The sequence below is a fragment of the Brevibacillus agri genome (assembly GCF_004117055.1).
In the GTDB taxonomy this organism is placed as follows: domain Bacteria; phylum Bacillota; class Bacilli; order Brevibacillales; family Brevibacillaceae; genus Brevibacillus; species Brevibacillus agri.
Genome location: NZ_CP026363.1, coordinates 1,275,172 through 1,299,408 on the forward strand (window position 1 = coordinate 1,275,172; position 24,237 = coordinate 1,299,408).

General features: G+C 54.4%; 27 protein-coding genes. 24 read left to right on the top strand and 3 right to left on the bottom strand.

The window, feature by feature from the left end; translation table 11 throughout:
* The first annotated feature begins 91 nt into the window (after nt 1-91).
* Nucleotides 92-1,242 (top strand): IS3 family transposase gene (locus tag BA6348_RS06385; RefSeq protein WP_369750415.1). Its coding sequence is split into 2 segments (ribosomal slippage): nt 92-350 and nt 350-1,242, totalling 1,152 coding nucleotides; the frame shifts between segments, so codons are not numbered across the junction.
* A 196-nt stretch (nt 1,243-1,438) separates the two neighbouring features.
* Here BA6348_RS06385 and BA6348_RS06390 read toward each other — a convergent pair.
* Together BA6348_RS06390 and BA6348_RS06395 are read right to left on the bottom strand one after the other, a co-directional pair.
* Nucleotides 1,439-2,581, bottom strand: coding sequence for an ABC transporter permease (locus tag BA6348_RS06390; protein ID WP_007782957.1), 1,143 nt, complete (start codon nt 2,579-2,581; stop codon nt 1,439-1,441).
* Entirely contained in the window at nt 2,578-3,321 is a 744-nt protein-coding gene (locus tag BA6348_RS06395) for an ABC transporter ATP-binding protein (RefSeq protein WP_005830689.1), read from the bottom strand. Before BA6348_RS06395 ends, BA6348_RS06390 begins: the two co-directional genes overlap by 4 nt.
* A gap of 235 nt (nt 3,322-3,556) precedes the next feature.
* Here BA6348_RS06395 and BA6348_RS06400 point away from each other — a divergent pair, with 235 nt between their 5' ends.
* The 6 genes from BA6348_RS06400 (at nt 3,557) to BA6348_RS06425 (ending at nt 8,120) form a co-directional block, all read left to right on the top strand.
* Entirely contained in the window at nt 3,557-3,931 is a 375-nt protein-coding gene (locus tag BA6348_RS06400; protein WP_005830691.1) for a hypothetical protein, read from the top strand.
* A gap of 122 nt (nt 3,932-4,053) precedes the next feature.
* Complete coding sequence (locus tag BA6348_RS06405) at nt 4,054-4,683, top strand: SurA N-terminal domain-containing protein (RefSeq protein WP_005830692.1); 630 nt, start codon at nt 4,054-4,056, stop codon at nt 4,681-4,683.
* Between the two features lie 154 nt (nt 4,684-4,837).
* Nucleotides 4,838-6,232, top strand: a complete 1,395-nt coding sequence (locus BA6348_RS06410; RefSeq protein WP_174768824.1) for a spore germination protein — start codon at nt 4,838-4,840, stop codon at nt 6,230-6,232.
* 28 nt (nt 6,233-6,260) lie between these two features.
* The gene (locus BA6348_RS06415) at nt 6,261-7,442 is read left to right on the top strand and encodes a Ger(x)C family spore germination protein (protein ID WP_005830696.1); all 1,182 of its coding nucleotides are present in this window, start codon (nt 6,261-6,263) and stop codon (nt 7,440-7,442) included.
* Nucleotides 7,443-7,462: 20 nt separating this feature from the next.
* The gene (locus BA6348_RS06420; protein WP_005830697.1) at nt 7,463-7,690 is read left to right on the top strand and encodes a hypothetical protein; all 228 of its coding nucleotides are present in this window, start codon (nt 7,463-7,465) and stop codon (nt 7,688-7,690) included.
* A gap of 94 nt (nt 7,691-7,784) precedes the next feature.
* The gene (locus BA6348_RS06425) at nt 7,785-8,120 is read left to right on the top strand and encodes a hypothetical protein (RefSeq protein ID WP_206699126.1); all 336 of its coding nucleotides are present in this window, start codon (nt 7,785-7,787) and stop codon (nt 8,118-8,120) included.
* A gap of 94 nt (nt 8,121-8,214) precedes the next feature.
* Here the strand turns inward: BA6348_RS06425 and BA6348_RS06430 are convergent, their stop codons facing one another.
* Complete coding sequence (locus BA6348_RS06430) at nt 8,215-9,081, bottom strand: SDR family oxidoreductase (protein WP_007782948.1); 867 nt, start codon at nt 9,079-9,081, stop codon at nt 8,215-8,217.
* A gap of 336 nt (nt 9,082-9,417) precedes the next feature.
* Between BA6348_RS06430 and coxB the strand changes: the two genes are divergently transcribed.
* From coxB to paaX, 17 genes are all read left to right on the top strand, one after another.
* Entirely contained in the window at nt 9,418-10,437 is a 1,020-nt protein-coding gene (coxB, locus tag BA6348_RS06435; protein ID WP_005830702.1) for a cytochrome c oxidase subunit II, read from the top strand.
* A gap of 58 nt (nt 10,438-10,495) precedes the next feature.
* On the top strand, nt 10,496-12,343 hold the full coding sequence (gene ctaD, locus BA6348_RS06440; RefSeq protein WP_005830704.1) for a cytochrome c oxidase subunit I: 1,848 nt from the start codon (nt 10,496-10,498) through the stop codon (nt 12,341-12,343).
* Nucleotides 12,343-12,969 carry a cytochrome (ubi)quinol oxidase subunit III gene (locus BA6348_RS06445; protein ID WP_005830705.1) on the top strand — a complete coding sequence of 209 codons (627 nt, stop codon included), beginning with the start codon at nt 12,343-12,345 and terminating at the stop codon, nt 12,967-12,969. Before ctaD ends, BA6348_RS06445 begins: the two co-directional genes overlap by 1 nt.
* Before the next feature lie 3 nt (nt 12,970-12,972).
* Complete coding sequence (locus tag BA6348_RS06450; RefSeq protein WP_005830707.1) at nt 12,973-13,290, top strand: cytochrome C oxidase subunit IV family protein; 318 nt, start codon at nt 12,973-12,975, stop codon at nt 13,288-13,290.
* A gap of 382 nt (nt 13,291-13,672) precedes the next feature.
* Nucleotides 13,673-13,972, top strand: coding sequence for an EthD family reductase (locus tag BA6348_RS06455; RefSeq protein ID WP_005830709.1), 300 nt, complete (start codon nt 13,673-13,675; stop codon nt 13,970-13,972).
* A 3-nt stretch (nt 13,973-13,975) separates the two neighbouring features.
* Nucleotides 13,976-14,437: a hotdog fold thioesterase gene (locus BA6348_RS06460; protein WP_007782943.1), complete on the top strand. Its 462-nt coding sequence runs from the start codon at nt 13,976-13,978 to the stop codon at nt 14,435-14,437.
* Nucleotides 14,438-14,533: 96 nt separating this feature from the next.
* A complete protein-coding gene (locus BA6348_RS06465; protein WP_005830712.1) occupies nt 14,534-14,923 on the top strand; it encodes a PaaI family thioesterase in 390 nt (129 codons plus the stop codon).
* A gap of 40 nt (nt 14,924-14,963) precedes the next feature.
* Nucleotides 14,964-15,746: an enoyl-CoA hydratase-related protein gene (locus BA6348_RS06470; protein ID WP_005830714.1), complete on the top strand. Its 783-nt coding sequence runs from the start codon at nt 14,964-14,966 to the stop codon at nt 15,744-15,746.
* Nucleotides 15,747-15,792: 46 nt separating this feature from the next.
* The gene (gene paaK, locus BA6348_RS06475) at nt 15,793-17,121 is read left to right on the top strand and encodes a phenylacetate--CoA ligase PaaK (RefSeq protein WP_005830715.1); all 1,329 of its coding nucleotides are present in this window, start codon (nt 15,793-15,795) and stop codon (nt 17,119-17,121) included.
* Nucleotides 17,122-17,169: 48 nt separating this feature from the next.
* On the top strand, nt 17,170-17,943 hold the full coding sequence (locus BA6348_RS06480; protein ID WP_005830716.1) for an enoyl-CoA hydratase-related protein: 774 nt from the start codon (nt 17,170-17,172) through the stop codon (nt 17,941-17,943).
* A 9-nt stretch (nt 17,944-17,952) separates the two neighbouring features.
* Nucleotides 17,953-18,729, top strand: coding sequence for an enoyl-CoA hydratase-related protein (locus tag BA6348_RS06485; RefSeq protein WP_025848308.1), 777 nt, complete (start codon nt 17,953-17,955; stop codon nt 18,727-18,729).
* 23 nt (nt 18,730-18,752) lie between these two features.
* Nucleotides 18,753-19,610: a 3-hydroxyacyl-CoA dehydrogenase family protein gene (locus BA6348_RS06490; protein ID WP_005830720.1), complete on the top strand. Its 858-nt coding sequence runs from the start codon at nt 18,753-18,755 to the stop codon at nt 19,608-19,610.
* Nucleotides 19,594-20,349 carry a 3-hydroxyacyl-CoA dehydrogenase family protein gene (locus BA6348_RS06495; RefSeq protein ID WP_007782935.1) on the top strand — a complete coding sequence of 252 codons (756 nt, stop codon included), beginning with the start codon at nt 19,594-19,596 and terminating at the stop codon, nt 20,347-20,349. The genes BA6348_RS06490 and BA6348_RS06495 overlap by 17 nt, the downstream gene beginning before the upstream one ends.
* Nucleotides 20,346-21,545, top strand: coding sequence for a thiolase family protein (locus tag BA6348_RS06500; RefSeq protein ID WP_005830724.1), 1,200 nt, complete (start codon nt 20,346-20,348; stop codon nt 21,543-21,545). Before BA6348_RS06495 ends, BA6348_RS06500 begins: the two co-directional genes overlap by 4 nt.
* 36 nt (nt 21,546-21,581) lie before the next feature.
* Nucleotides 21,582-22,781: a thiolase family protein gene (locus BA6348_RS06505; protein WP_122953274.1), complete on the top strand. Its 1,200-nt coding sequence runs from the start codon at nt 21,582-21,584 to the stop codon at nt 22,779-22,781.
* Nucleotides 22,782-22,811: 30 nt separating this feature from the next.
* Entirely contained in the window at nt 22,812-23,225 is a 414-nt protein-coding gene (locus BA6348_RS06510; RefSeq protein ID WP_122953275.1) for a thioesterase family protein, read from the top strand.
* A gap of 165 nt (nt 23,226-23,390) precedes the next feature.
* On the top strand, nt 23,391-24,218 hold the full coding sequence (gene paaX / locus BA6348_RS06515) for a phenylacetic acid degradation operon negative regulatory protein PaaX (RefSeq protein ID WP_005830729.1): 828 nt from the start codon (nt 23,391-23,393) through the stop codon (nt 24,216-24,218).
* Nucleotides 24,219-24,237 lie beyond the last annotated feature (19 nt).

A 24,237-nucleotide genomic window follows, 5' to 3' on the forward strand; every position in this document is an offset into this window, starting at 1 on the left:
AAGGGATTGGTATTATCCCCTCATGGTAGACAGTGAAAAAAGACCTCATGGTATGATGAGATCAACACTGTTGACCGGAGGGGATTTTCTTATGCCGCCACGTAAAGGGCAAAAACAGCAGCAATATGACGAAGCAACGAAGAGCGAAGCAGTACGTTTGCGGGTTGAGGAGCATTGGAGCTACCCAATGATAATGGAGAAATTAGGCATTAAAAGTAAGACGCAGATTCGGGAGTGGGTACAGAAACGGCAAAACGGTGAAACGTTTGAAGACTATAGAGGGCGATGGATCAAGAAGTATTTCAGCAGTCTAGAGGAAGAGAACAACTACTTGAAAGCGCAGGTCGAATACCTAAAAAAGCTCAATCCAAATCTACACGGGGAGGGAAGTTGGATAAGCAAACCCGGTTTAGGACGATCGAAGAAATGAGTCGCAAGTACGCTGTGGTCATGCTATGCGAAATAGCGGAGGTCTCCCGGGCGGGCTACTACAAGTGGAAGGCGACGGAGAAGGTTCGTAAGGTACGTGTGGAGCAGGATGCCGACCTAAAGGAACATATACTGGCAATTCACCGCATTCGCCCATACTTTGGGTATAAACGAATGCGCACGGCTCTACGCAAAGAGGGACTACAAGTAAATACGAAGAAAGTTCGCCGACTGATGCGAGAATTGGGCATCCGCTCAGTGATCCGCAAAAAGCGTCCATTTGCCGGCCGCAAGCCCTCCATCGTGTTCAACAATGTCCTTAATCGCCAGTTCGCTGCGGACGAGGCTAGAAAGAAATATGTAACCGATATTACCTATATTCGAGTCGTCGATGACTTCATTTATCTGTCCGTGGTCCTGGATCTGTATAATAACGAAACGGTTGCTTGGGAAGTGTCGGAGAGAAACGATCTTGATCTTGTGCTGTCTACGGTGAAGCAACTGGGTAATGGAGATGCGATCCTGCACTCCGACCAAGGATTCCAGTACACTACCAAGACATACGCAAATCTGTTGCAAGAACAAGGGCTAACCGGAAGCCATTCCAGACGGGGGAACTGCTTCGACAACGCTTGTGTTGAATCGTTTTTTTCACACCTGAAGACGGAAAAGTTGTATCTGGAGAAACCAAGAGATATAGCTCACGCTCGCAAACTGATCGCTGAATACATCGAATTCTACAATACAGAACGGTTCCAGAAAAAACTCGGCGACCTCTCCCCAGTCCAATACCGGGAATCGATCGCCGCTTAAGATAGCGTCTTTTTTTAGTGTCTACTTGACGGGGCTATGACCATCCAGGAGCTGCGCAGAAAAGTGGACACATTCCGCTTGTAAGCCCAGCCACCGAACGCTGGCATGCTGCGATACGAAAACAGCCCTTCGCCCAGGCTCCAAGTCCTGGCGAAAGGCTTTTTTTTTTGCAGGCGATCATCTCGCTTCGCGCGGGCTACCACATGCCCGCTGCGACGTGCACAGCTACTTGAAGCAGCAGCAAAATCGAGCGCATCCAGACAAACGCGCGCCGTTGCACAGGCGAGGGGACAGGGAAGAGCAAAAGCTCGCTGTTTCGCTTGCTCTGCTGCCGCCAGAGGCCGTTGAGCTGGCTTGCTGTCATCAGCAGCAACAGGGCAGCCGCAACCGTCTTCGCCAGCAGGCTGGGCAGAAGCAGCATGAGCGCGGCGCCGATCAGGACCAGCCGCCCGTACATCCCGGCCAGCTCGCCGGAGCGGAGGAACGTTTTGACGTACAAATGCCGCGCTGTATTCGCCTGGCTGTAGGGCACAAGCTGCGTCAGGGCCGTCAGCCAAAAACGCGGTTTTACCTGGCGCTGCAAGGCGGGAACATCCCGAAAGTTGTTCATGATTTGATAAAAGCGGTGGCGCAAGCGATTTTCCACCGCCAGCAGGCGGTACCATTGCAGCGGCAGCCCGGCCTGGACCTTGCGCATTTGCACATGCAGCCAGACGAGCAGAGCCGCGCCGATCACGCCGGCAAAAGGAACGTGACTGAAGCTGAGAAACTGCCCCGCGCTGAGCACCCATGCGAGCAGGAGATACGACAAGCCGAATCGGGCGAGCGTGTACAGCCGCTCCGTTTTTTTCGCGGACAGCCGCAAAAATATCCAGCTACTGTGAACGTTCCAGCCCTTCAACAGAAACGGAACCAGCCAGTACAGCCACAGTTGCGCCCCAGTTGCCCCGACAACGCCCGCGTACACGGGCGAAAGCAGGAGCAAAAGCACGAACAGTCCGACGCTCTGGACAGCGAAATTGTAGACTTGCGCTTTGCGAAAATAACCGCCCAGCCGCGTCTCGTGCGGAGTGAGAAAGAGCAGGTCCGCTTCCAGCAAAAAGGTGCGGTGAGGGCTGCGCGTGACGAAAAGGGCAATGACCAGCGCCAGGCCGTGCGCCAACGGGAACCAGGGCGGAATCATCGCGATGATTCCGCGGTAATAAAGGGACAGCAATCCGGTAAGAAAGACGGCGATAAACAGGACGCCGCCATTAGCCATGTACTGCGCATACCTGATAAATTCCGTGGAAAAGGCATGCAGTCTCTTCCGAAACAATTGATCCGCATCTATCTTCACTGTTTTTCATCCTCTACGATCTGCAAATAGATGTCATCCAGGGAGTGATTGGACAACCCTGTGAACTGGCGAAGCTCGTCCAGCGTGCCCTGGGCTTTGATTTCCCCTTTGTGCAAAATGATGAAGCGGTCGCAATACTTTTCCGCAGTAGCCAAAATGTGCGTGGACATCAGAATGCCTGCGCCCTGTTCCTTGCAGCGCTGCAGCCACGTCAGCAAGGCGCGGATGCCGAGCGGGTCGAGGCCGAGAATCGGCTCGTCCACGATGTAGAGCGGCGGCTGTACGAGCAGCGCCATCATAATCATGAGCTTTTGCCGCATCCCTTTGGAAAACTGCTGGGGGAAGCGGTTCTTCATCTCTTCCATGCGAAATTCCTTGAGCAGCAGTTCGGCCCGTTTGGCAAACTCTTCTTTGTCCAAGCCGTGGCTCATCGCCATCAGCTCGATGTGCTCCCACAACGTCAGCTCCTCGTAGTAGATGGGAGATTCGGGAATGTAGCCGTAAGAGAGCCGATAGCTGTCCGGCGCGGATTGAAACGATTGGCCCGCAATCTGAATCGAGCCGTCCAGCGGCTGCAAAAGTCCGAGAATGTGCTTGATGGTCGTGCTTTTCCCCGCGCCGTTCAGCCCGATCAGCGCGACGATCTCGTGGGAGTGAATCGCAAACGAAATATTTTTGATGACAGCGTGGCTCGGGGAGTAACCCCCTGTCACGTTGTTTACTTCCAGCAAGGCTGTCATGGTTTCCTCCTTCTCACCATAACGAATGGCAATCGGTCATCCTTCTATTGTAGCGCATCAGCAAAGATTTGGAAAAACTCAAGCGCGCAGCCTTTTTTGCGCGCCGGAGCAAAGGGAAGGGATAACCGTACAAGCAATGGCTTTGCGCCTGACATAAACAAGGTATTACAAGGGACGGAGGAGGTGTGACCTATGACGCCGGGAAAACAGGACAACCAAAGAGACATGGACGCGCATGCAACGTATCTACCAGAAACTGGACAAATTCGAAGAAAGAACCGATCAGCTTGAGGGACAAATGACGATCGTTACGAAGTGGTTGGAAAGAATCGAGCACAGACTGGAACGCTTGGAAGACGTACGCATTGATTTGCTGCAAGCGATTGCGAAGCTACAGACTGAACTGAAGTTGAGAGAAGAAAAAGCGAATAAAGAGAAAGATATCATCATGCAGCTATTGAACGACGACAATCGGGACAAGGAAAATCTGGCACAGATCATCGAAGGAGAAAAAAGCAGGAGGCAGGAGCGTTTTTTGCAAATATGGGCGGTTTTGGGTCCCGTCATTGCCTCCGTCCTCACTTCTTTTTTTGCCCGATTTTTCATGTAGCCGCAAAAGCTGGCACATAATTATATAAGAATGTGGAAAAGTTGTGTAATCCTCATTCCATTTTTCTACCGTATCTCCTGACTATACTTGGTGGGCAGATAACAGAAAGTGAGGATATCCAAGTGAAGAAGTTCGACGTTTCTATACTTTCGGTTGCCGTTTTGCTGACCGGACTGGCTGTGCTCGGTGTCTACCAGGCAGGAGAGGCAGAGAAAGACCCGGTTCTGGTCAAGGCTGGTGATACCTCGATTACGCAATATCAACTGTACGACGAAATGAAGACGATGTACGGCAAGCAGATGATACACGAGCTGGTCGCCCAGTCGCTGATTTCACAGGAAGCCAAGGCGCAAAACGTTACGGTGACCAAGGAAGAAATGGACAAGGAAATTGCCTCGATGAAAGAACAGGTCGGCTCCGAGGAAGCGTTCAAAAACTACCTCCAGAGCATGGGGATGACCGAGCAAAAGCTGCGTGAGAAGCTGACGGTGCTGATGACCCGCGACAAGCTGCTCGACAAGGCGTTTCCGGTTACGGATGAACAGATCAAGAAATACTACGACGAGAACAAACAGCAGATGGGCTCGCCTGCGCCGGAATTTGAAAAGGTGCGCGATCAGATCAAATCTGTTTTGACCGATAAAAACCGCAGCGAAAACTACAACAATTGGCTGAACGAGATTCAGCAAACGCACAAGGTAGAATGGTACGACCCTTCCTTTGACGATCCAGCCCAGCCTGTAACGGGCTAAGCTTCTCGATCAACAAGACTTTCCCTCTCGCAAGCGACGAGCAGGGGAAGTCTTTTTCTTTGCGGCCAGGGGCAAGTTTTCCATTCCGTTCGTTTAGTAACGGGCACGGGTGGAAAAACTGGATAAATAATTGCCAATGTAAGGGAGCAATGAGATGGCTCAAATTGGCCCCAGCCTGGATGAGAATGTTCGGTATGTAAAAGAGGCGCTAGGATACAGCAATGACATAGTGATCCGCGAACTGGTTCTGGACAGCCGCGAGCCTGTACGCGCTGCTGTTGTGTACACGGATGGCATGGTAGATACCCACATGGTGCAGGGGGTTTTAATCAACAGCCTGCTTTACAAGACGCGCTTTAAAGAACTGGAGCTGGAACGCGAGGAAGAACTCGTCCCCTTTTTAAAAGATGCGGTTTTGACCGTTGGCGATATCGGTGACGTGGACAATTTTCCCGAGATGTTTACGGCCATGCTCTCCGGGTGCGCCATCCTATTCTTGGACGGATATGAACAGGCGATGGCGATCGGCTTGCAGGAATGGAAGGACAGAGGGGTGACCGAGCCGACGGCGCAAACGGTCATTCGCGGTCCGCGTGAAGGTTTCACGGAGAACCTGCGGACGAACGTTACGCTGTTGCGCAGGCGAATCGTCAGTGAAAAGATGTGGGTCGAGACGCGCAGAATCGGGGAAGTGACAAAGACGGAAATCGCGGTCGTGTACATCAAAGGTCTGGTCGAGGAAGGCGTTGTGGAGGAAGTCCGCAGCAGGCTGGACCGGATTGATATGGACGGCATCATGGAGAGCGGGATGATCGAGGAGCTGATCCAGGATGCAGCGTACACGCCGTTTCCGACGATCTCCAACTCCGAGCGCCCCGATGTGGTTGCCTCCAATTTGCTGGAGGGCAGGGTCGCGATCCTGGTGGACGGAACTCCGTTTGTGCTGACCGCGCCTTCTCTCTATATCGCGATTACCACTTTTCATCAGGAGATGCTGCCGACCCAACTGCTCATCAGTCTGGCGGCGCAACGGGAGGGCGTGCCTTTTCCGGCTTTCGTGGAGGCGGTATTGATGGAGATCGCCTTCGAGATTTTGCGGGAGGCGGGGATTCGCATGCCGCGCGCTGTCGGGCAGGCAATCTCCATTGTCGGGACGCTGGTAATCGGCCAGGCCGCAGTAGAGGCGGGTATCGTGTCTGCGGCGATGGTTATCGTCGTTTCGATTACGGCGATCTCCAGCTTTATTTTTCCGGCGATCAACATGTCGATTCCCGTGCGCATCCTGCGCTTTCCGCTGATGGTGCTGGCGGCCTCCTTCGGCATCTACGGCATCATTGTCGGGGTGCTCGCTCTGGTGCTGCACTTGTGCAGCCTGCGTTCGTTTGGCGTTCCGTACATGAGCACGTTTGCTCCGTTTTCATTCAAGGAGCAGCGGGATACGATCCTGCGCCTTCCCCGTTGGGCCTTGGACAAGCGGCCTGAGTCGATCAGCAAGCGCAACCTGCGCCGCCAGTCAACGAAAATGAAGCCACCCCCGCCCGGCAAGTAGCACACGAAAAGCAAAGGAGTGGACTTCCATGAAAGGCATAAAAGTGCTTCTCTGCATCGCGCTGGTCATGCTCCTGGCCGGTTGCTGGAACCGCAAAGAACTGAACGATCTGGCTATCTGCGTAGGTATCGGAATCGACAAGGCGGAGCACGGCTATACCGTGTCTGTCCAGGTGGTGGACCCGGGGGAAGTAGCAGCCAACAAAGGGAAGCCAGGTAGGGCTCCTGTCACGCTTTTTTCCATGAATGCCCCTACTGTTTTTGAGGCGCTGCGAAAAATGACGACGGTCTCTCCGCGCAAAATCTATATGTCGCATACAAGGATGCTGATACTGGGCGAGGCGATGGCGCGGGAAGGAATTGCTCCCGTGCTTGATTTTGTGTCGCGCGACCATGAATTTCGCACGGATTTTTACATTGCTGTGGCGCGCGGAACGACGGCGAGCAGTATTTTGAAAGTGATTACGCCGCTTGAGCAAATCCCGTCCAACGAGCTGTTCGCCTCGCTGGAAACGTCCTCTAAAGCATGGGCTCCGACTGTTGCGGTGACGCTGGATCAGTTGATTGCGGATTTGACGAACAACGGTAAGCAGGCAGTGCTGACGGGCATTCGCTTGACTGGTCCGGCGGTGGAGGGGGATCGGCGGAGCAATGTGGAGCAGATTGATTCCAACGTGCTGCTGGAATACTCCACGTTGGCGGCGTTTCGCGGAGACAAGCTGATCGGCTGGCTCAACGAAGCGGACAGCAAAGCGTACAACTACATTGCCGGAAACGTGAAAAGTACGGCGGGCAGCCTTCCGTGCAAAGGCGGAGGAAGAATGACGATGGAAGTCATGAATGCCGATTCCAAGATCAAGGCCAGCCTGAAAAACGGCAAGCCGGAAATCACGGTTCTGATCCAGTTGGAAAATGACGTCGGCGAGGTGCAGTGCAATATTGATCTGACGAAGATGGAGACGATCGAGCAAGTGGAAAAAGACGCAGAAAAAGGGATGGTCGAGAGTGGAATGCGCGCTGTCGCCTACGCCAAAAAAAGAGGCGTAGACATTTTCGGCTTCGGCGATGCGATTCACCGCAAATACCCGAAAGTGTGGAAGCAACTGGAGAAAAACTGGGACAAGGAATTTGCCAAGCTGCCGGTGCATATCCAGGCGGAGGTCAAAATCAGGCGGTTGGGGACGATCAGCAACGCCTTCAAAGAAAAGTGACCGAGCGAGGAGGAGGATAAATGTCTACGCTGACAGTTGTGCTTGTCTCGATTATCGTCTGCCTGTATGAGCTGCCCAGACTGATCCGCCAGAGGCAGAAAAAAGAAATGACCGTCTTCGTCGCGATGCTTGTCATCAGTGTCGGGCTGTACGCCGCCACGCAATACGGGCGGCTTGCCAACCCTGTGTATGTGATGGAATGGATTTTCAAGCCGATGAGCGATGTCATTAGCAGTTGGCTGCGTTGACAAGGGGGAGGATGGCGGGGATTGTCGGCCAAAAGCGGGGCATACTGAGAAGACCCCAGCATAAGGAGTGGGAACAAACGTGGACGGTCTTTGGATGAAGTTGCTTGTAAGCCCGATCTTTGTTGTTTTGGCCGATGCGCTCTTTCCCGAGGTGAATTTTGCGAACTTGTACCAGTCGGTCGGAGTGGGGTTCGTGCTCGCTCTCGCCGGTTTTTTTCTGGACAGGGCCATTCTCGCGCCCGGCAGTCTTTGGCTTACGACCGCTATTGATTTCATCATCGGCTTTCTCATCGTCTACGGCAGCGTCGTCTTTTTGCCAGAGGCCCAGGTTTCGCCGATAGGAGCGGGATTTGTCGCGATCTTTTACGGGGTGGCCGAATATTTGCAGCATACGTGGTTGCTTAGAGCCATCCGTTCGGGAAATGAATAGAGCCGCGCATGATGAAGGACAGCTCCGACGTCTAAAGAAGACGGGAGGCTGTCCTTTTTGCTGTTGCTTGGGTCTACGAGAAAAGCGGTGGCGTTCAGTCTGCGCGGTGGGAGGAAGGCGACAGCTTTTTGACAACCAGCCGCTCGATCCAGCGCCAGGGAAGCAGCGTTTTTGCCGCGAGCATCAGCACCGTGCTTCGCCCGACCGGATAGCGAAAGCGGGGAGCGGGGCTGGTCGCGGCGCGGACGATTGCGGAGATGACGGCGTCCGGCTCCGGGGCAGACCGCATGATTGATTCCACATGCTGGCGCAGCAGCTTCATTTGCCCGGCATAGGCGGAGTCGGAGTCTGGGACAGGCTGCTGGGTTTGCAACGCCTTTTCCCAGATCGGAGTGCGATACGAGCCTGGCTCGATGACGCTCACATAAACGTGATAGGGCAGCATCTCCAGGCGCAACGACTCGCTGAAGCCTTCGACTGCGTGCTTGGAAGCGGCGTAGGGCGAGAGGCCGGGGAAGCCGAAGCGGCCGCTGATGCTGCTCAGATTGATGATCCTTCCTGCTTGTTGTCGCCGCATGTGCGGCAGCACGGCGCGAGTGACGTCGATCAGGCCGAACACGTTGACTGCAAACTGGCTGCGCCAGTGCTCGGGAGGGATTTCCTCGGCAAAGCCGCCGTAGGCGCAGCCTGCATTGTTGAGCAACAGGTCGATGCGGCCGTGCCGTTCGATGATGCTGGTGATCGCCTGCTCAATTTCGGCGGGGCGAGTGACGTCCAAGGAAATCACTTCCATATGTTCGCTTGCTATATGCAAGTTTGCAATTTTGTCAAGAGGGCCCCTTTTTTCCAGGTCGCGCATGGAAGCGATTACGTAAAATCCGGCCTTGACTAATGCCACAGAAGCGTTCATTCCAAAGCCGCTAGAGGTTCCAGTGATTAGTGCTATTGGTCTTTTTTGCATGCGAATCTCCTTTAACTTCCCTGAACTGGTTACATTTCTCTTGAAAGTTCACAAATTTGTTCATAAATTTGTTAACAAAATCATAACAAATAGCCTTTAGATTAAGGAAAATTTATGTATACTTAAATGGTTACCACGCACTGGTAGAAGTCTGCTTTCTTGGCCTTTACTCTTTTTGTTTGTTTTAGAAATGACTGCTAATCCTTTTCCTGATTGGGTATGATAGTTGGGGAAAGTATAGCTAGCTATTTCTTACGCAAATGAAAGAGTACGTAAGCTTCTAGTTGTAAGCGTGGCTAGAACGTTACCAACACGAAGAAAGAGGGGTTCATTGGTATGAAGGGTTGGCAACAGTTTTGGCGTCAGCTTTCTCTTTTTGGTCTGCTGGCGCTGGTGTTAACCGGGTGTGGCAAAGATGAGCTCTCAGCGCTCAAGCCTTCCGGCCCGGTGGCTGCGATGCAGTATGACCTGATGAAGCTGTCCTCCGCTATCATGATCGGCGTCTTCATTGTCGTTATGCTGATCTTTACGTACGTCCTTATTCGATATCGTAAGCGCCCGGGACAGCAAGGCGTTCCAAAACAGGTCGAAGGCAATCATGCACTTGAGATTCTTTGGACGGTTATTCCTTTCCTGCTCCTGATTGTCATGGCGATTCCAACCGTTACGACCGGTTTCGCTCTGCACAAGGAATATCCAAAAGAGGAAGCGCTTCAAGTGAAGGTAATCGCTCACCAGTTCTGGTGGGAGTTCGAGTACCCTGATCTGGGAGTAGCAACCGCACAAGACCTCGTTCTGCCAGTTGGCAAAAAGGTTCAGTTCCACGTGACCTCTGCTGACGTAATGCACGCATTCTGGATTCCGGCATTGGGCGGCAAGATCGACACCAACCCAGGCCAGGAAAACAAGATTTGGCTGCAAGCAGACAAGACAGGCATTTTCTACGGTAAATGCGCGGAGCTCTGTGGAGCGTCCCATGCCTTGATGGACTTCAAGGTGGAAGTAATGGACCAGGCTGCATTTGACAACTGGGCAAACGGCATGAAGGGCGTTCAGTCCAAAGAGCCGGTAGCTGCAACATCCCCAGGTGCTGCACAAGGTCAAGAAATCTTCAACAAAAGCTGTCTCGGCTGTCATGCCATTGCCGGCAAAGGCGGCAAACTGGGTCCAAACCTGACCAACTTCGCGGATCGCGAGCGCGTAGCAGGTATTCTCGCCCATACGCCTGAGAATGTGGCAGAGTGGCTGAAAGATCCGCAAAAGGTGAAACCGGGCAACAACATGCCTAACCTCAACCTCGACGATGCACAAGTGAAAGCGCTTGTAGAGTACATGTCTACACTCAGCGTGAAGTAATTACCGTAATGAAATGACATTCGTCATAGGCAGTTACGCTTAAAAAGGAGGTAAACCTGTGTCTGCACATGCTTCTCACGCACCCGCGCCAAAACGTTCAGGGCTGTGGGATTGGCTCACGACAGTGGATCACAAGAAGATCGCGATCCTGTACTTGATTGCCGGCGGAATTTTCTTTCTGGCTGGCGGTTTCGAAGCCCTGCTGATCCGTTTGCAGTTGATGTATCCAGAAGCTCAAGTGGTTGGTGCCAAGACATTTAACGAACTGATTACCATGCACGGCACCACGATGATTTTCTTGGCAGTCATGCCGGTCATCTTCGCGCTGATGAACGCGGTCGTTCCGCTGCAAATTGGCGCACGCGACGTAGCATTCCCATTTGTTAACTCTCTCGGTTTCTGGCTCTTCTTCTTCGGGGGAGTGCTCTTGAACACCAGTTGGTTCCTTGGTGGAGCGCCAGATGCCGGATGGACATCTTATACAACTTTGGCTTTGAACCAATTTAGCGGCCGCGGGGTAGACTTCTACGTTCTCGGTCTGCAAATTGCCGGTCTTGGTACGCTGATCGGTGGTATCAACTTCCTGGTTACCATCATCAACATGCGTGCTCCAGGTATGACATTCATGCGTATGCCAATGTTCACCTGGGCGTCTTTTGTAACATCCGGCCTGATTCTGTTCGCGTTCCCTGCGATTACAGTCGGCCTGGTTCTGTTGATGTTCGACCGTCTGTTCGGCGGTAACTTTTTCAATCCGGACGCTGGTGGTAATGTTGTCATTTGGCAGCACTTGTTCTGGATTTTCGGTCACCCCGAAGTATACATCCTGATTCTCCCGGCATTCGGTGTGATTTCTGAAGTCATTTCCACCTTCTCCAGAAAGCGCCTGTTCGGTTACAGCTCCATGGTATTCGCAACCGCGCTGATCGGCTTCCTTGGCTTCATGGTGTGGGCTCACCACATGTTTACAACCGGTTTGGGCGCTATCGCCAATACGCTGTTCGGTCTGGCAACGATGTTGATTGCGGTGCCTACGGGTATCAAAATCTTCAACTGGCTTTTGACCATGTGGGGCGGACAAATCCGCTTCCCTACCGCAAACCTGTTTGCAGTAGGCTTCATCCCGACGTTTACAATCGGTGGTATGACAGGGGTTATGCTCGCGGTTCCGCCGGCTGACTACCAATACCATGACAGTTACTTCGTAGTAGCGCACTTCCACTACGTTATCGTAGGGGGTCTTGTGTTCGGTCTGTTCGCAGGTCTGTACTACTGGTGGCCGAAGATGTTCGGGAAAATGCTCAATGAAACACTTGGTAAATGGAACTTCTGGACGTTCTTCATCGGCTTCCATCTTACCTTCTTCCCGCAGCACTTCCTTGGCTTGATGGGGATGCCGCGCCGCGTCTACACGTTCCTGAAAGGTCAGGATCTCGATGTCGGGAACTTCATCAGTACGATCGGGGTATTCGGTATGACGATCGGTACCATCCTGTTCCTGGTTAACGTCGTTGTTTCCGCAAAAGGCAAACGCGCTCCTGCAGACCCGTGGGATGGACGTTCGCTTGAGTGGTCGATTCCGTCGCCACCGCCTGAGTACAACTTTGCGCAAACACCGCTGGTTCGCGGTCTGGATGCATTCTGGATTGAGAAAATGGCTGGCAACAAAGGCATGACACCTGCTGAACCGCTTGGTGACATCCACATGCCGTCGCCATCGTTCCTGCCTTTCCTGATGTCTGTAGGCTTGTTTGTTGCGGGTTACGGCTTCATGTACCACAACTACTTTGTCGTGGTTATCGGCTTGCTCGTGACATTCGCCAGCATGTTCGCCCGTTCTGTAAAAGACGATCCTGGTTATCATATTCATGAGGACGAAATCGAAGAGAAAGGGGTTAAGGCTTAATGGCTACACATCATGCAAACGCAGTATTACCTGATGAACCGGAAAAAGCCACCCTTGAAGGCAAGAACAAGATTCTTGGCTTCTGGCTCTTCCTTGGCGGGGAGACAGTTCTTTTCGGTTCCTTGTTCGCAACATTCATCGCGCTCCGCGATCAAGTAAACGGCGGTCCTACATCGCAGCAACTGTTCGATATGCCGCTGGTTGCAGCCGCAACGCTGATCCTGCTTACCAGCTCGATGACAAGTGTTATGGCTACGCTCGCCCTGCACAAGAAAAACCTGAAGATGATTCAGGTATGGCTGACCATCACTGTACTGCTCGGCCTCGGGTTCCTTGCGCTGGAGATTTACGAGTTCGTGCATTACGTGCATGAAGGCCACAAAATCTCGACGAGTGCATTCGGTTCCGCGTTCTATACGCTGGTTGGCTTCCACGGGGGCCACGTAGCGTTCGGGATTTTGTGGATCATCCTGTTGCAGTTGTCGGCAGTGAAAAAAGGTCTGACGGTAGTAACGGCTCCGAAGTTCTACCTGGCCTGCTTGTATTGGCACTTTATCGACGTAGTGTGGGTGTTCATCTTTACCGTTGTATATCTTATGGGTATGATCGGTGGAAAGGTGGGGTAATCTATGGGAGCACATGCTCAAAATGAAGAGGTACGCAAGCCGAAAGTAAAACACGACAGTCCTAAACGACACGTAGTGGCTTTCATCGGATCTCTCGTATTGACCGCACTGGCATTTATTGCAGTAGCGTATGAAGTGGTTCCGGCAGGTTTCACCGTACCGTTCATCGTCGTACTGGCCTTCGTTCAGGCGCTCTTCCAACTGTTTGTTTGGATGCACATGGACCAAAAAGGCCATGAGTTTGCACGAGTCAGCATTTTCGCCGGGTTGTTCTTTATTCTGGTTGCGATAATCGTCTTCGTTTACTGGGTGTGGATTTAGAACGCCAGGCGCGACAAAGAGGGCAGACGCCATGTCTGTCCTCTTTTTTTACAGATAAGAATGGATAAGGTTCTTATCCCGTATAGGGGCAACTAAGGCTGCGCCCATGGCTTGGCGCAGCCAAGTTTTCTGATCGGCTGTCGGAAGTCATTTCTGGCAGCCATTTTTTTGTACTATCGAAGCAAAACAAAGATAAGCATGATGATAGTAGCAGGTTTTGCACCAGAAGATTCCGGCGACAGAGTTTTCTTGCTTTTTGAAAAATACTTGCACCTGTCGGAAAGGCTTTATATAATAAAAATATAAACATGCGTTAAAATAACGTTATATCATTATCTCGTCACATGTTTTGTGAAATAAACTGATGAAAGCAGGGATCGTAATGGTGAAATTGGTGGCAATTTATCGCAAGCCTGAAGATATCGAGGCTTTTGACAAGCACTATTTCGAAGTGCACGCTGCACTCGCAGAAAAAATGCCTGGCCTGGTCAAGATGGAAGTGAGCAAGGTTTACGGCACGCCAATGGGCGAGTCCGATCTGCACCTGATCGCAGAAATGTACTTTGAAACAAAAGAGGCTCTGTTGGAAGCGTTGTCATCTCCAGAGGGACGTGCAGCAGGAAAAGACTTGCGTGGATTTGCCGGCCAAGTGGTGTCCATGCATTTTGCTGAAGTGGTCTAATCGATGAGCGGGAAAACATTTGTCGACGAGCGAGAGCTTCATCGCAAGCACTACGATGAAATTTGCGAAAAGCTGAAGCAAGACCAATTTGCCCAATTTTTAGGCGTCAAGCTGATCGAGCTTGGGGAAGGGACGGCGACAGCGGAAGTGACCGTGGCCGAACACATGCTGAACGCACACGGCACAGCGCATGGCGCGATCATTTTCTCCCTGGCTGATTTTGTTTTCGCAGCAGCCTGTAATTCCTACGGCAAAACATCCGTGGCGTTGTCTATGAACATCGGATTTTTGGCCGCAGCCATGAAAGGAAACCGACTGGTGGCAACTGCCACGGAGGAGAAGAAGAACAACCGGACAGCCTGGTACCGCATCCGTGTAGAAACCGAGCATGGCCTGGTAGCGACATTGGACGCCCTGGCGTATCGGAAAAACGAATACTTCGTCGCGATTGACGAACCGAAATAAACCAAATGCGAAAATCAGACAGGGAAAGGAAGCCGAATGCGAGGAGCACAGGCTCCTTTCACTGTTTCACGAGGATACTAACACGGGGGCGAGAGGATGACAGTGGAAATCCGCAATCGTTTTAACCACTACCTGGGCATAGAAGTCGTACATCGAGATGAACAGGGCTGCAAGGTAGCGCTGAAAATTCGCCCTGAGCTGTTCAATAGCATCGATGGCGTCGTGCATGGAGGCGTAACGGCGACACTGGCTGATGTAGCGATGGGACATGGAGCCGCTCCCCATGTAGACGGTGTGCAACAATGCGTCACGGTAGAGAGCAAGATTCAATATTTGTACCCTGCTCGCGGAGAGCGGCTGGAAGCCGAATCGCGCGTTTTGAAGCAGGGAAAAAGCCTGATTATTATGGAAGCGCGCGTGACCTGCGACGGGAAGCTGGTTGCTTTTGCGACAGGGACGTATGCGCGGGTCAACCCGAACCGCTAACCGCACTGGAGGAAATGGCTGCACAAGGAGGACGCAGAGCATGGAGGAAACCGTTCGCTTTGAACGAGACGGCCACGTGGCGATCATCACGCTGAACCGTCCGGATGAGCTGAATGCACTGAACTACGATACGCTGGAACGTCTGGGTGACCTGATCGAGCAGGTGCGGCTGGAGTCAAAAGACATCCGCGTCCTGCTGATAAAAGGCGAAGGCCGGGCGTTTTGCGCAGGGGCCGATTTGAAAGAACGCCGCACGTTAAACGAGCAGCAAGTACGGCGCAACGTCCGCAAAATTCGCGATGTGTTCACCGCGTTGGAGCGGCTGCCACAGCCGACGATTGCGCTGATTAACGGCTTTGCCTTTGGCGGAGGCTTCGAGCTGGCGCTTGCCTGCGACTTCCGCTACGCACTGGAAGACGCCAAGATGGGGCTGACTGAAGTGAGCCTGGGCATCATTCCAGGGGCAGGGGGGACGCAGCGTTTGTCCCGGCTGATCGGTCCGGCCAAAGCGAAAGAGCTGATTTTGACGGCACGCCGCATTCAGGCGACGGAAGCCAACCGCTTAGGAATCGTGAATGGGACAGCCCGCGATCAGGAAGAATTGCATGCGCTGGCAATGGGACTGGCCCATGAAATTCTCGGCAACGCGCCGCTCGCCGTCTATCAGGCAAAAGCCGCCATCGACCGCGGCAGCAGCGTCGATTTGCAAACAGGGCTGGATGTAGAAACGATGTGCTACGAGGTCATTATTCCAACCAAAGACCGTCTGGAGGCGCTGGAAGCGTTCCGCGAAAAGCGCAAACCTGTATTCAAGGGCGAATAAGCAGCAAGCATGCAAAGACATAACGTAATGGAATGAGGGAAACGGCATGATCTTTAATACGGAAATGGAAACGCTGTCAAGAGAAAAAATGACTCAACTCCAACTGGAGCGCTTGAAGGAAACGGCCGCACGCGTCTACGAACGAGTGCCGTTTCATAAAAAAGCGTTCGACGAAGCAGGGGTAAAACCGGAAGACATCCAGTCCATCGAAGACATCCGCAAGCTGCCGTTCATGAAAAAGACAGACCTGCGGGAAAACTACCCATTCAAGCTGTTTGCGGTAGACATGAACGAAGTCGCCCGCATCCACGGCTCGTCGGGGACAAAAGGCAAACCGACCGTTGTCGGCTACACGAAAAAAGACCTGGAAAACTGGGCGGAAATCGTGGCCCGCGCGATCTGCTGTGCCGGCGGCCAGCCAGGGGACATTTTCCACAATGCGTACGGCTACGGCCTGTTCACAGGAGGGCTTGGCCTGCATAATGGCATCGAGTATCTCGGCGCAGTAGCGGTTCCTGTATCCGGCGGCAACACTTCCCGCCAGATCACGCTGATCGAGGACTTCCAGCCGCGCGGAATCGCAGCGACGCCTTCCTACGTGCTCAACATCGTCGAGGAAATGAAAAAACAAGGCATCAACCCGCGGGAAACCAGCGTCAAATACGGAATTTTCGGGGCGGAACCGTGGTCCGAGGAAATGCGCGTACAGCTTGAAGAAGCGCTCGATATTAAAGCGGTGGACATTTACGGCTTGAGCGAAGTCATGGGGCCAGGCGTATCCATCGAGTGCCACGAAGCGCAGGATGGACTGCACATCGCAGAAGACCATTTCTACGCCGAAATTATTGATCCGAATACAGGCGAAGTGCTGCCTTACGGACAGGAAGGCGAACTTGTTTTCACCTCTTTGACCAAAGAAGCGTTCCCGGTGATCCGCTATCGCACAGGAGACATCGCTTCGCTCAATCCGGAGCCCTGTAAGTGTGGCCGCACGACCATGCGCATGTCGCGGATCAAAGGGCGCGTAGACGATATGTTGATTATTCGCGGCGTCAACGTATTCCCGACAGAGATCGAGTCTGTTTTGCTGACTTTCAACCAACTGGCACCGCACTATCAAGTTGTGATCGAACGCGACGGAGCGCTTGATCGGTTTGAAGTCCACTGCGAGCTGACACAGGAGTACGCCAGCGAGATCAGCGGAAATGAAAGCGCTGCTTTGTCGCATCTTGTAAAAGAGATTGGGCACATGATTAAAAATACGTTGGGCGTATCCGTCGTGCTGCGCATTCAACCGCCGAATTCCTTGACGCGCAGCGAAGGAAAAGCAATCCGCATCGTAGACAATCGGGGCAAGGCTCAGGCTGCGATTTAGCTTGCGATTGTCGGATCGACTACCTGCGAAAAAGGGTGTGAAAAGCGCATGGCTTACGAATATATCCTAACAGCCAGCGAGGATGGAATCGGGATTATTACGTTGAATCGACCGAAGATTCTCAACGCACTGAATTTGCAATTAGTGGATGAGCTGGTTGCCGAGCTGGAGCGGATGGACCGGGACCCGGACATTCGCGCGATCATTTTGACGGGCAATGACAAGGCATTTGCAGCCGGAGCCGACATCAACGAGATGGCCGAGGCGTCCGCGATCGAGATCATGAAGCGGGACCAATTCGCCGTCTGGGATCGGATGTCGCTCATTTCCAAGCCGATTATCGGCGCAGTCAGCGGCTTCGTGCTCGGCGGCGGCTGCGAGCTGATGATGAACTGCGATATCGTCATCGCTTCGGAAACAGCCGTGATCGGGCAGCCGGAGATCAAGCTGGGCGTCATGCCGGGGGCAGGCGGCACGCAGCGGCTGACCCGCGCGGTCGGCTTGCGCAAGGCGATGGAAATGCTGCTCACGGGCGAGCCGATCTCGGCGAAGGAGGCGCTGCGTTACGGGCTGGTCAATCGGGTCGTGCCGGTAGAGGCGTACTTTCAGGAGGCCCGCAAGCTGGCGAAGCAAATCGCCGCACAGCCGCCGCTCGCCGTGCAGATGATTAAAAAAGCGGTCCACAAAGCAGACGATTTGCCGCTGGGAGAAGGCATGGATTACGAGCGAAACGGCTTCTATCTGCTGCTCGCCAGCGAGGATCGCAAGGAAGGCATGCAAGCTTTCCTGGAAAAGCGCAAACCCCGGTTTACGGGTAAATAGGAGGCGGCCATGTACGAAACCATTCTTTATGAAGTAGCGGAAGGCGTAGCAGTCGTGACCTTGAACCGGCCGGACAAATTCAACGCTTTTACCGAGGTCATGCACAAGGAAATCGTTGCGGCGCTCAAAGAGGCGCAAAAGGATGACGCTGTGCGCTGCATTCTCCTGACGGGAGCGGGGCGGGCGTTCAATGCCGGACAGGACCTTGGCGAAGTATCGGGCGAAGACATCGACTTTGGCGGATTTTTGCGCAAGCGCTACAATCCGATGATCCTCCAGTTGCAAAAGACGGAAAAGCCGATTGTCGCGGCCGTAAACGGCGTGGCGGCAGGAGCAGGCATGAGCCTGGCGCTCGCCTGCGACATTCGCCTGGCATCGGAAAAGGCGTCTTTTGTCAACGCATTTGTCAGCATCGGGCTTGTGCCCGATTCGGGGGGCTGCTACTTCCTGCCGCGCATCGTCGGCATCGGCAAGGCGCTGGAGTTGGCGATGACTGGAGAAAAAGTATCGGCAGAGGAAGCGCTGCGCATCGGACTCGTGAACAAGGTGTATCCGGCGGAGAGCTTCATGGAAGAAGCGGTAGCCTATGCGGAAAAACTCGCTGCCCTCCCGACGCGAGGCATTGGCCTCATCAAGCGCACGATGTACAAAGGGCTTGAAATGGGACTGGAAGAGACGTTGGACTACGAGGCGTATGCACAGGAGGTCGCAGGCAGCACAGCGGACCACAAGGAAGGGGTCGCGGCCTTCATGGAAAAGCGCGCTCCCCGTTTTACCGGCCGTTAGGAGCGAAGGGAGGCACAAGTCTAGTGAATACAAAAACAGTGGGCGTCATCGGTGCGGGAACGATGGGAGCGGGCATCGCTCTCGTCTGTATCCGCAAAGGGCATCAGGTAGTGCTGTTGGACGCCAATCAGGCGGTTTTGGACAAAGCACTCGCCTATTTGCAATCCATTTTGGGCAAGGACGTGGAAAAAGGCAAAATCAGCGAGCAGGAGCGGGCAGACACACTGGCCCGGGCAAAGCTTGTATCGGATATGGAGCAGTTGGCGCAGTGCGACATCGTCATCGAAGCAGTGCCGGAGCGCCTCGACCTGAAAAAAAGCATTTTCAGCGAGCTGAGCCGGATTTGCCGGGCAGATGCGCTGTTGCTCACCAATACTTCCTCCATTTCCATCACGCAAATTGCCGGAGGGCTTCCCCATCCCGAGCGCATTCTCGGGTTTCATTTTTTCAACCCGGCGCCCGTCATGCCGCTGGTGGAAGTCATTCGCGGCAAAAAATCGAGCGAGGAAAACGTGCAGGCAGCGTATCGCTTCGCAACGGAGCTGGGCAAAGTGCCCGTGCTGGTGACGGATACGCCCGGCTTCATCGTCAATCGCATCGCGCGTCCGTACTACAACGAGGCGCTGCGCATCTTGGGCGACCATGTCGCAGAGGTAGAGCAGGTCGACCGGATCATGAAGCGCGCAGGCGGGTTCAAAATGGGACCGTTTGAGCTGCAAGACATGATCGGCATCGACATCAATTTTGCCACGACCGAATCGGTCTATACCGACTTCTTCCATGAAGGACGATTTAAGCCCAGCCGGATTCAGCAGCGGATGGTGCAGGCCGGCAGCCTGGGCAGAAAGACGGGGGAAGGCTTCTATGACTATGACAAATAAGGCGGTCGTGCTCGCGGGTACAAGTCCGCTTTTTGCAGAGCTTCAACAGCTTTTTACAGAAAAAGGATACCAGGTGCTCTCTGTGGCGGAAGCGGCGGCAGAACCTGCGGCGGTTTCGCTCGCGGTAGAGGTGAGCAACCTCGACTTGCAGCAAAAGGGAGAGCTGATTCGCGCGCTGGACAGCCTGCTTGCCCCGGCAGTGCCGATCCTCACGACCTCGCTTGCGATCACGGCGACAGAAGTAGCTTCCTGGGCGCAGCATCCAAAGCGGGTGTGCGGGTTCGGGACGCTCGTGCCGCTCGCGGAGCGGGAGCTGATCGAGATCGCGCCTGCCCTGCAAACAGCGCCAGCGACGATTCAAGCGGCCGAAGTCTTTTTCCAGTCGCTCGGCAAAGAGACGGAAATCGTCGCGGACGAGGTGGGACTGGTTTTCCCGCGCATTCTCTCCCTGATTATTAACGAGGCGGCGTTCACGCTGATGGAGAAGGCGGCGACGGCCAGCGATATCGACATCGCGATGAAAAAAGGCACCAACTATCCGTACGGACCGCTGGAATGGGCGGACCGCATCGGGCTGGACGAGATTTTTGCCATTGTCAGAGGCTTGCAGCGCGATCTGGCGGAGGAGCGTTACCGCCCGGCACCACTGCTCAGAAAGCTCGTGCTGGCAGGACGCGTCGGCGTGCGCAGCGGACAGGGCTTTTATACCTATGAGAGCAAAGTGGGTGTGAAGGCATGACGATGAAAAAAAGCGACGTCTACGTAACGGCTGCCGTGCGCACGCCGATTGGCAAGCTGGGAGGCAGTCTGAAGCATACGCCGATTGATGACCTGACAGCCATCGTGCTGAACGGAGCATTGGCGCAAGCGGGACAAACCGGGGATGCTGTCGATGGCGTCATCATGGGCAATGTCATTTCGGCGGGGCCGTTTATCAATATTGCTCGCGTAGGTCTGCTCAAAGCAGGGCTGCCCGAGACGATTCCAGGGCTGACGGTGAACCGGGTGTGCGCGTCCGGGCTGGAAGCGGTCAATCTCGCTGCCCAGTCCATCCAGGCAGGACACAGCCAGGTCATGCTCGCAGGCGGAGTAGAAAATTTGACCCGTTCCCCGTACATCATGGAAAAATTCGAGCAGCCGTACCAGCGCGGCGCCCAGGCGCTGATCGAATCGTTTGGCGGGCCGCGCTCGGCGCCTGTGTCGCTTTACGGCGATTTGACCATGGGCGATACCGCGGAAAACGTGGCGGAGCAGTTTGGCATCAGCCGCGAGGATCAGGATTTGTTTGCCGCCGAGAGCCAGCGCCGCGCGATCGCCGCGATTGACGCAGGCTTGTTCAAGGACGAGATCATTCCCGTCCTGTTGCGCGGGAAAAAAGGGGAAGAAACGCTGTTTGACACAGATGAGTTTCCGCGCCGCGACTCCACGGTCGAGTCGCTTGCGAAGCTGCGCCCTGCCTTTCGCAAAAACGGCAGCGTGACGGCCGGCAACTCCTCAGGGATTAACGATGGCGCGGCGGCTCTTTTGCTCATGAACGAAGAAATGGTGAAGCGTACAGGAGTCGCTCCGCTTGGGCGAATCGTGCATTTTGCCTGCGCCGGAGTCGATCCGCGCATCATGGGCATAGGACCAGTCGCAGCCATCCGCAAGCTGCTTGCCGAAGTCAGCATGACGGTAGAGGACATCGACCTGTTCGAGCTGAACGAAGCGTTTGCCTCCCAGTCGCTCGCCTGCATGCGCGAGCTGGGGCTTGATCCGGAGAAGACAAATGTAAACGGCGGAGCGATCGCCTTGGGCCATCCGCTCGGCATGAGCGGCGCCCGGCTGGCAGGCACGATCCTGTACGAGCTGCGCCGCCGCCAGAAAAAATACGGAATCGTCTCGCTGTGCATCGGCGGCGGCCAAGGGCTGGCGACGCTGGTAGAAGCGCTGTAGCAGAAGAGAAGTCCTACTGCATTGGAGGAGTGGAAGATGAAAACAGCGGTCATTATCGATGCTGTGCGGACGCCAATCGGACGGATTGGCGGCGCCTTGAAAGAAGTGCGCCCGGATGATCTGGGGGCATTGGTCATTCAAAAGCTGCTGGAACGAAATGACATTGATCCGAAGACGATTGATGACGTCATTATGGGCTGCGCCAACCAGGCAGGCGAAGACAACCGCAACGTGGCGCGGATGTCTTTGCTGCTGGCCGGAGTGCCTGTCGAAGTGCCGGGCGTGACGGTCAACCGCTTGTGCGGCTCCGGCCTGGAAGCTGTCAATCAGAGCGCGAATGCGATCAAGGCAGGCGCAGGTCAGGTGTACATCGCAGGCGGGCTGGAGAGCATGACGCGCGCTCCGCTGGTGATGATGAAGCCGGGGACTGCTTTTCAGCGCGGCAATCAGCAACTGGTCGACACGACGCTCGGCTGGCGGCTGGTCAACGATAAAATGAACGAGCTGTACCCGCCGATCAGCCTTGGAGAGACGGCGGAGAAGGTCGCGGAACAGTACGGCATCAGCCGCGAAGCGCAGGACGAGTTCGCGCTGCGCAGCCAGCAAAACTACGCCACCGCGCTCGCAGAAGGAAAATGGGCGCAGGAGATCGTTCCGGTCGAGCTGAAAGGACGCAAAGGCGATGTGACCTTGTTTGACCGCGACGAGCACGCGCGTCCGGAGACGACGATCGAGCAACTGCAAAAGCTGAAACCTGCTTTTCAGGCGAACGGCACGGTCACAGCGGGCAATTCCAGCGGCTTGAATGACGGGGCGAGCGCCCTGCTCGTCATGGAGCAGGAGGCGGCTTTGGCGGCCGGGCTGAAGCCGCGTGCGCGCATCGTCGCGTCCGCAGTGGCAGGGGTCGATCCGTCCGTGATGGGCATTGGGCCGGTTCCGGCAACGCGCAAGGCGTTGAAGCAGGCGGGCCTGTCGATTGAGCAAATCGAACTGTTCGAATTTAACGAAGCGTTTGCCGCACAAGCAGTAGCCTGCGTGCGCGAGTTGGGGGTCAACCCAGAGCTGGTCAACGTCAACGGCGGAGCGATTGCGCTGGGCCATCCGCTCGGGGCAAGCGGCGCGCGCATCCTCACGACCTTGCTGTATGAGATGGAGCGCCGTGAAGCCCGCTATGGCCTGGCTGCGATGTGCATCGGTGTGGGCCAGGGGATTGCGACCATCATTGAGCGCGTATAGGCGCTTGCGGGAGACTGGAGGCGAAGGCGTGTGAAGGAAGGGCTGCAACCGGGGACGACGGCCGAGTTTACGGTGACCGTCACCGAAGACATGCTGCCTAAGTTTGAAGGCGAGGTCGTGCATCCGGTCATGTCGACCGTCAGCATGATCTACTACATGGAATGGGCAGGACGCCAGGTGATTTTGCCGTTTTTGGAAGAGGATGAGGAAGGCTCCGGCTTCGCTGTGGACATCCGCCATGTCGGCCCCGCAGTAGTCGGCCAGACAGTGACGTTCAAGGCGGTTTGCCAGGAAGTGACGAAAAAACGGGTGGTGTGCGAGGTGACAGCGGACACCGCCCGCAATCGCGTCGGGGTCGGAACGTTTACCCAGGCGATCTTCAACAAGCACGAAATCAGGCAGCGTTTTGAGGCATTGCAAGCCGAAATCAGCGCTGAAAAATAAATCATCCAGAATAAATTGACTCTTTTAAAATGTTTTAATATAATTGCGTTAAAATAACGTAATATCATTTTGTCGTCATACTCTCAATCGATTCACGCACTCACTAGAGAATATGGTACAATTTCACAGCGAATAGGTATGAATCGATCTGGGGGTTGAAGAAACGTGAAGCCACAATCCATGCTTTTTACGATTTACGGGGAATACGTCCGTCATTACGGGAGCGAAATCTGGATCGGCAGCCTGACGCGGCTCATGGGAGAGTTCGGCCTGTCCGAGCCTGCTGTTCGCGCAGCGATCTCCCGGATGCTCCGCCAGGGCTGGCTGGAGTCGAGAAAAGTAGGCAACAAGAGCTATTATTCGGTATCCGAGCGTGGGAAAAAACGGCTGGAGGAAGCGGCGGCCCGCATTTATAAAGTCGAGACAGACGTGTGGGATGGCAAGTGGTGCATTGCCAGCTACAACATACCGGAGGAGCGCCGCGCTCTGCGCGACCAACTGCGCAAGGAACTGGGCTGGATGGGCTTCGGGATGCTGACGACGAGCACGTGGATCAGCCCGAACGACCTCGCCGACCGGGTAAAAGAACTGACCGAGTCGCACGAGATCACGGAGCACGTCGAAATTTTCAGCGCAGGGCACCTGGGCTGGAGCGATCCCAAGCAGTTGGTGCAGAAGTGCTGGAACATCGACGAGATCAACGCGAAGTACAAAGAATTTATTGATACGTATCGCGAGCAGTTCGAGCAGCTATCCGCGAAGATCAGCAGCGGCGAGGAAGTAGCCGACAGCCATTGCTTCGTGGAAAAGACCAAGCTCGTCCATGAATATCGCAAATTTTTGTTTATCGACCCGGACTTGCCGCAGGAACTGCTGCCGGATCTGTGGCTGGGCAAAGAAGCGGATCAATTGTTCCAAAACTATTATCAACTTTTGAATCCAGGGGCAGTTCGATTCTTCGAGACGGTGTATGAAGCTGCACCCGTACATTAGGCGGTTGCTACGAAGAAAG

Coding starts and splice junctions, on each gene's coding strand:
- paaK (WP_005830715.1), top strand. CDS start 15,793: ATGATCTTTAATACGGAAATGGAAACGCTGTCAAGAGAAAAAATGACT.
- BA6348_RS06460 (WP_007782943.1), top strand. CDS start 13,976: ATGAGCGGGAAAACATTTGTCGACGAGCGAGAGCTTCATCGCAAGCAC.
- BA6348_RS06445 (WP_005830705.1), top strand. CDS start 12,343: ATGGCTACACATCATGCAAACGCAGTATTACCTGATGAACCGGAAAAA.
- BA6348_RS06485 (WP_025848308.1), top strand. CDS start 17,953: ATGTACGAAACCATTCTTTATGAAGTAGCGGAAGGCGTAGCAGTCGTG.
- BA6348_RS06455 (WP_005830709.1), top strand. CDS start 13,673: ATGGTGAAATTGGTGGCAATTTATCGCAAGCCTGAAGATATCGAGGCT.
- coxB (WP_005830702.1), top strand. CDS start 9,418: ATGAAGGGTTGGCAACAGTTTTGGCGTCAGCTTTCTCTTTTTGGTCTG.
- BA6348_RS06410 (WP_174768824.1), top strand. CDS start 4,838: ATGGCTCAAATTGGCCCCAGCCTGGATGAGAATGTTCGGTATGTAAAA.
- BA6348_RS06500 (WP_005830724.1), top strand. CDS start 20,346: ATGACGATGAAAAAAAGCGACGTCTACGTAACGGCTGCCGTGCGCACG.
- BA6348_RS06415 (WP_005830696.1), top strand. CDS start 6,261: ATGAAAGGCATAAAAGTGCTTCTCTGCATCGCGCTGGTCATGCTCCTG.
- BA6348_RS06400 (WP_005830691.1), top strand. CDS start 3,557: ATGCAACGTATCTACCAGAAACTGGACAAATTCGAAGAAAGAACCGAT.
- BA6348_RS06395 (WP_005830689.1), bottom strand. CDS start 3,321: ATGACAGCCTTGCTGGAAGTAAACAACGTGACAGGGGGTTACTCCCCG.
- BA6348_RS06505 (WP_122953274.1), top strand. CDS start 21,582: ATGAAAACAGCGGTCATTATCGATGCTGTGCGGACGCCAATCGGACGG.
- BA6348_RS06430 (WP_007782948.1), bottom strand. CDS start 9,081: ATGCAAAAAAGACCAATAGCACTAATCACTGGAACCTCTAGCGGCTTT.
- BA6348_RS06465 (WP_005830712.1), top strand. CDS start 14,534: ATGACAGTGGAAATCCGCAATCGTTTTAACCACTACCTGGGCATAGAA.
- BA6348_RS06425 (WP_206699126.1), top strand. CDS start 7,785: ATGAAGTTGCTTGTAAGCCCGATCTTTGTTGTTTTGGCCGATGCGCTC.
- BA6348_RS06470 (WP_005830714.1), top strand. CDS start 14,964: ATGGAGGAAACCGTTCGCTTTGAACGAGACGGCCACGTGGCGATCATC.
- BA6348_RS06420 (WP_005830697.1), top strand. CDS start 7,463: ATGTCTACGCTGACAGTTGTGCTTGTCTCGATTATCGTCTGCCTGTAT.
- BA6348_RS06495 (WP_007782935.1), top strand. CDS start 19,594: ATGACTATGACAAATAAGGCGGTCGTGCTCGCGGGTACAAGTCCGCTT.
- BA6348_RS06480 (WP_005830716.1), top strand. CDS start 17,170: ATGGCTTACGAATATATCCTAACAGCCAGCGAGGATGGAATCGGGATT.
- BA6348_RS06450 (WP_005830707.1), top strand. CDS start 12,973: ATGGGAGCACATGCTCAAAATGAAGAGGTACGCAAGCCGAAAGTAAAA.